Origin of the sequence: Nocardia sp. NPDC004604 (assembly GCF_040609795.1) — a bacterium.
Classification (GTDB): domain Bacteria; phylum Actinomycetota; class Actinomycetes; order Mycobacteriales; family Mycobacteriaceae; genus Nocardia.
The window spans coordinates 1-2,458 of record NZ_JBEXLC010000315.1; the positions used below are offsets into that span (position 1 = coordinate 1).

A 2,458-nucleotide genomic window follows, 5' to 3' on the forward strand; every position below is an offset into this window, starting at 1 on the left:
CTTCCGCACCACCCGCACCGACCGCACCGGACCCTGCTGAACCATGCAACACCTCGACTCCCGTCAGTTGTTGCATCGACCGCGTGAACCCAAGGGCCGTATTCGACGCCATATGACTACGCTCGGCGAGCAGCGGGAGGGGCTAGCGGAGCGGTCTGTCTGGACGGGCACTGGCTGTTGTGGTGATGCCGACGGTATTGTGGGGCCACCGGCCGGTCGATTATGACCGGCCATGTCGATGGCCCGGATGCGCCGCGAAGCATCACTGTGATGGGAATCGTTGTCTGCCAAGTCTTTCGCTCCCTCGGGAAGGGTATTCCCGCGCGCCCGTGACGGCCGCGCGGGTGCGCACCCGCCCCGAACTCCGTCGCCAGCGTCGTCCGCGGGCGCACGGCTGCTGGAACCATCTGCTCGTCGCACCGCTGTGGCCCAAACACGGCGTCAATCTCGGCACCCTGCTGCGCACCTGCGATGCGGTCGGCGCCTGCATGGCGGTGCCCCGCCGACCCTGGGTGCCGGACGCACTGAACCACGGAAATACGCTGCGGCACAGGCAATGTGTGCACTGGATCGACGGCCGCGTCGACCGCTGGCTAGCCCGACAGCGCACCGGCGGTTCGGCAATCGTCGGCGTGGAACTAACCGATGAATCCATCCGCCTCGCCGACCTCCCCGTCGCCCGCAAACGCACCATCATCGTCCTCGGCCACGAATCCACCGGCATCCCACCCGAAGCCCTGGAACTCCTCGACACCGCCGTCGAAATCCCCATGGTCGGCACCGGCCACAGCCTCAATGTCGCGGTCGCGGGGTCGTTGGTGCTCTATAAGCTCGCGGGGCTGTGTTGATTGGTTTCGACGGCGCTGGTTGGTCGTGACAGACCTGTGCGAAACCGGCTGGAGCGGTCAGCAATCGCGCCAGGCTCGATCGACAGCCGAGATAGAGCGCGGCAAGATTCGTGTGTGCCGAATCTGATCGACATGGGCGAGCGCGAGTACTTCGCATGGTTCGCAAAGCGGCCCAGCATGTTCATCGGCCGCACCACCCTGTGCGGGGTGACCGCCTTCATGGAAGGTTATGACCAGGCCGCCCGCCGCTGTGGCGGGCGGGGTCTGGACGGGTGGCGTGAGTGGCTGATGACGAATCACCAGGTCGCCAGCAGCCTAGTTTGGGAATCCGTGTAGGAGTGTCCACCTGCCCGGTACGGCGGGCGGGACGCTGGAATCGGTTCCGGCGGACTCGCAAATAGGAATATGGAAGTCCACACAACAGGCATCGCGGCAGAAACGCGCCATATTGGCCGAGTCGCCGGCGAGCTGAGTCGGTGGGCAGTTCACGGACAAGGCAACAAAGATCCTCGAACGGGTCGCGCCGAACGCGCCCAAGGGCCTATCTAGCACCAGACTCGCCAGTCGAGTTGGGTAATCAGAATGCCCCTGAACGGCGGTAGGGCCCGGCGACAACCAGGGCATACTTCGATCACAACCGTAGGGTCGTTTGAGTGTCAGATTCCCAGGGTCTCGAGCATCCAGTCCTCGGCTGCCTTGAGATCGTTGCCGGGAATGGCTCGGTTGGCGTAATGCGGCTTGCTGATCCAGTGGCGCGAGCCGGGGCCAGTCATCGGCCGCACGACCCACCGACCAAACTCGCGGCGAACGCCCTGGTACCCGCCACCGGCGTCCTGCGGATGCAGCTTTCGTCGACGCGGAAGTGCCAGCGCCAATGCACGCACCACCCCGGTTACCCGGTCCCGCGTGCTAACCGGGCTGATGTAGTCGGCGTAACGTCGTCCATTCGGTAGACCCATGTCATCCCCTTATCCGCACTCGGCGGCTGTGACGGCCCGCGCGTCGGACGCGGTTTCGATGGGACCGTATTGCCTGTGGATGGTACCGCTCACCGACGAGAAGATTCGCCAGTATCCAGCCGAGCATGGCGCGCTGGCTGTGTACGTCTGGCGTGCCCACGGGACGAGACTGGTACGGACGTGTTCGCCCACGGAGTCCCAACCGCCAGACGCGTTACGGCGCTGCAAGGTGAGGTAGTAGTTATGCGTGAGACCAGGGTCGCCGTCGGAGGGCATATCGCATTTAGCCCACCCGTAGCCTTCGATCTTGGGCGGTAAAACCGTTGGTGTGGTCCATGCGCTGAAGCCGTTGTCACATATAGGTTTCTTCGCTTGGATCGGTGCGGCCGTGGCGGGTCCCGCGTTGAGGGCCAGCGCAGAAACGAGCATCACAGTTACCGTGCCGAGCCGAGAAGCCATCTTGAGGCATTCAGTCGACTTCTACCGACTTCCTGACGACATAGACGAAGCCGTATCTAAGCGGCTGGAACGTCAGCAATACCTGTACAGGGGTGAATGGCCTGTCCCCAGTGAATGGGACCGCTCGGTATTAGAGTCCTGTTGGCCCTGGTGAGGGCTGGAAGGGACGATGAGTGACATGGCAGGACGCAA

Annotated in this window: 3 protein-coding genes; 2 read left to right on the top strand and 1 reads right to left on the bottom strand. The window is 63.8% G+C overall.

The window, feature by feature from the left end; all coding sequences use genetic code 11:
* Positions 1-329: 329 nt before the first annotated feature.
* Positions 330-848: a TrmH family RNA methyltransferase gene (locus ABZW16_RS43735; protein ID WP_354962065.1), complete on the top strand. Its 519-nt coding sequence runs from the start codon at positions 330-332 to the stop codon at positions 846-848.
* A 114-nt stretch (positions 849-962) separates the two neighbouring features.
* Positions 963-1,184 (top strand): hypothetical protein, encoded by a 222-nt coding sequence (locus ABZW16_RS43740; RefSeq protein ID WP_354962066.1) that lies wholly within the window; start codon positions 963-965, stop codon positions 1,182-1,184.
* A 320-nt stretch (positions 1,185-1,504) separates the two neighbouring features.
* On the opposite strand, the gene ABZW16_RS43745 is transcribed toward ABZW16_RS43740, so the two are convergent.
* Entirely contained in the window at positions 1,505-1,807 is a 303-nt protein-coding gene (locus ABZW16_RS43745; RefSeq protein WP_354962067.1) for a hypothetical protein, read from the bottom strand.
* Positions 1,808-2,458 lie beyond the last annotated feature (651 nt).